Raw genomic sequence first — 2,392 nt, 5'->3', positions numbered from 1 at the left:
GGCCACTTTGAAAGTGGTCAGGGACACAACGAATAATCCGCTTCCAGCAAGCTGCACGGGCAACGGGGGATTGGGTGATGATGTGTATGTCTATCCGTCAGCTCAACAGATTAATGATGAGTTGCCGGTCTGGTCAGGCCCGAAAGTAGGAGAAGGCACTCTTTATTGGAAATAATATCTGGATATTATCCTGATTTGTTGCCGTCAGCAGATCGAATAGAGAAAAATCAGTTTTAGCGGCTTTATAAAGTTGCAGTGCTTGTACTGTCCACGGCGATAAACATTGTCGTGAATTTTTATATTTAACAGGTTTCCTGCAATTCATTCGCATTGCTATTTCTTGTTCCTGCTGGCAAATAGTAAGTAGAATAATGGCATGTGATTGATTATCGAAAATGTATTTATTAATGATGAGGGGGCGGATGATAAGTTTATTGGCTTTTAAAAATTCGCTTTATGCTTAACAGCGGTCTTTATAATGCCTGCCGGTCCATGTGTTCTTGCCGGCCCCCGGCTGCAAATACAAGAATGGCCGCTGCCTTAAGAGTTTTAATAATGCCGATTTTCTCTTACGCCCGGTTTCAAATAGTTTGCTCGCTTCTGCTGATGCCTCATCTGGCGCCGGCGGCCGGTAATATCAGCAAATCGGATCAGCAAAAAATCAGCGTGGTACTAACTAAGGATAAGGGGGTTGAGCTGCAGCTGGAAATCAGACAGGCGCCGATGGCGCAGGTGCTTGGCGCCATCGCGGATAAAACCGGTGTGCCGATAAATTATACCGTACTGCCGGATGGATTGGTGAATGCAACCTGCGTCGGAACCACAGTCAAACAAGTAATGGAGTGCCTGTTTAATAATAAAGCTGACCTCATTTTCCGATATGCCGAACAATCCGCCAACAAGGAACAGCAGACTCAACTTGCTGAAGTCTGGGTTCTCGGCGCAAGAATCGGCGGCGATCAGGCAAGTTCATCCGGATGTTCTATGCCTGGTGTTCAGACGCAGTCAGCGCCGGCAGCTGCAAATGCGCAATCAGAACCTGCGCCTGATGAAACGGATGATCTGGTGAAAATGACGGCTTCAAAAGTTCCCGCCAAACGGGCGGAGGCAGTCGGCCGTCTGCTGGCGGAAGGACGGAAAAACGATCCGTCAGTCAGGGAAGCGCTGGAAGCAGCGCTATCGGATAAGGATGCCAAGGTGCGGGCGCAAGCCTTGTCCACTCTGGCGCATCGCGAAGGAGCAGGGGCCGCGGCCGCCTTGCGGGAGGCGATTCACGATAACGATGTGTCGGTGCGCCTAACCGCGGTCGATAACGCCGGCGGCGATCCCGGATTGCTTCAGCAGGCGCTTACGGATGAAAACGCATCGGTGCGCGAACTGGCGGCCTTAAGACTGAGGCCGATTGCGAAGCTGGGCAGCGCTCAGTAACGCCAATCTCAATATAAGAAGACTAGCCGATTGAACGGCATGTGAGCGAAAAAAGCGGACAGGAAAATTTACAGCGGAAATATCGGAGATTGAAAAAATAATAAAATAAAAAATAAAAACCTTACGACCCAAGTTTTATAGTCATGCCTTTTTTGGGAAAAGCCGAAAGGTATTTTTAAAAAAGACAATACCAAGTGATCCGTTTGTCATACAGACGCGTGAAAGCAGGACAAACGAGACTTATTAATTATTAATGATCTTTACTCCAGGTAGAGACGCGAGGATAAGTATGAAAAATGCATTTAAAAAAATTCTTATGACAGCATTATTATTTGCTGCGGGCGGCGCGCTGGCTCACGATGGCAGCGCCATTGTTGACGCCGGCGGCAATAACCCGAGCGCCACCGATCTGGCGGCTGTGACTTGCTTTGATGACGGCAACGGCGCGCCCGCCTATCTTTTTGGGCAGATCAGGGACAATTCTCAACCGGCGCCCGGCTTGTTATTGAATTTCCAGATTTACAAGGGAAATCAAATGACGAGCATTACCGATACCGTTTCCGGCGATGGAAGCTACAGTCAAGGGATTGCTCTCAGCGGCGGCCCCGGCGTGTATTACATATCCGCCAGTAAAACCAAAGCGGGCTTGAGAGCGTTCGACGTTACCTGGCATTGCCTGACCAGCGGCAATATTCATACCGGCACCGAGCTGACTGTATTGCAATTTCAATAAGCATTAATCCGGGCGGCGGCCGCGAACATTATCTTTACTCAAGAAACTTATGCCGCGGCTGCTAATTGATCGCTTAAAGAGAATATCTCTAAATGAATCAGCGAATATCAGTTTTACTGTGCGCCGTACTGGCGCTTATTTTACCCATCCAGGCAATATTTGCCGTAGAGGCTGGCGGCAAAGCGCCTGATTGCGGGTTGACATCCATGCGCGATGCGCAGCGTATTGAGC

2 protein-coding genes are annotated in these 2,392 nt (G+C 49.2%); both read left to right on the top strand.

Translation table 11 applies throughout. From position 1 onward, the window contains the following. Positions 1–555 precede the first annotated feature (555 nt). Positions 556–1,428: a HEAT repeat domain-containing protein gene (locus HUX64_RS03150; RefSeq protein ID WP_174624789.1), complete on the top strand. Its 873-nt coding sequence runs from the start codon at positions 556–558 to the stop codon at positions 1,426–1,428. A 289-nt stretch (positions 1,429–1,717) separates the two neighbouring features. Next, positions 1,718–2,161, top strand: coding sequence for a hypothetical protein (locus HUX64_RS03145; RefSeq protein ID WP_174624788.1), 444 nt, complete (start codon positions 1,718–1,720; stop codon positions 2,159–2,161). Positions 2,162–2,392 lie beyond the last annotated feature (231 nt).

The organism is Candidatus Methylobacter favarea, from assembly GCF_902806695.1.
Taxonomy (GTDB): Bacteria; Pseudomonadota; Gammaproteobacteria; order Methylococcales; family Methylomonadaceae; genus Methylobacter_B; species Methylobacter_B favarea.
The sequence above is the reverse complement of the archived record's forward strand: the minus strand, read 5'-3'. Positions and strand labels throughout refer to the sequence as shown.

Bases quoted from the DNA above. Each gene is read 5' to 3' on its own strand.
- HUX64_RS03150 (WP_174624789.1), top strand. From the start codon at position 556: ATGCCGATTTTCTCTTACGCCCGGTTTCAAATAGTTTGCTCGCTTCTG.
- HUX64_RS03145 (WP_174624788.1), top strand. From the start codon at position 1,718: ATGAAAAATGCATTTAAAAAAATTCTTATGACAGCATTATTATTTGCT.